General features: G+C 39.0%; 1 protein-coding gene. It reads right to left on the minus strand.

Annotated elements, in window-relative coordinates:
• The coding region (locus AABK37_RS41685) for a tetratricopeptide repeat protein (protein WP_432557226.1) at positions 1-725 on the minus strand (725 nt) is incomplete at both ends.

The raw sequence follows: 725 nt of genomic DNA on the forward strand, positions 1-725 counted from the left end.
AGCAAGCCAATACCACAGATTAGCGACATTTTTTTCTAGTCCTAATTGTTGATAAAGTTCTCGGCTTTGTTGATGGTAATTTAGAGATTGTTCGTATTTACCCCAACCTTGATAAACCTTTCCTAGTTGAAAGTAGGCTCGTGCGATATTAACTTGGTCATCCAACTGCTGACGAATGGCTAAATCTTGGTTTTCACACTCAATAGCTTGCTCATATTTGCCCCATTCTCGATAGCAATCACCAAGCCAATACCACAGATTAGCGACATTTTTATCTTGTCCTAATTGTTGATAAACTTCTCGGCTTTGTTGATAGTAATTTACACATTGCTCGTATTTACCCCAAGCTTGATAAATCCTTCCTAGTTGAAAGTAGACTTGTGCAATATTAACTTGGTCATCCAACTGCTGACAAATGGCTAAATGTTGGTTTTCACATTCAATAGCTTGCTCGTATTTCCCCCATTCTCGATAGCAATTAGCCAGCAAAAACCACAGATTAGCTACACTCTTGTCTTGTCCTAATTGTTGATAAACTTCTCGGCTTTGTTGATAGTAATTTACAGCTTGTTCGTATTTACCCCAAGCTTGATAAATCGTTCCTAGTTGAAAGTAGGCCAGTGCGATATTAACTTGGTCATCCAACTGCTGACGAATGGCTAAATCTTGGTTTTCACACTCAATAGCTTGCTCGTATTTGCCCCATTCTCGATAGCAAGCAGCAA

Source organism: Tolypothrix sp. VBCCA 56010, assembly GCF_050875635.1.
Taxonomy (GTDB): Bacteria; Cyanobacteriota; Cyanobacteriia; order Cyanobacteriales; family Nostocaceae; genus Hassallia.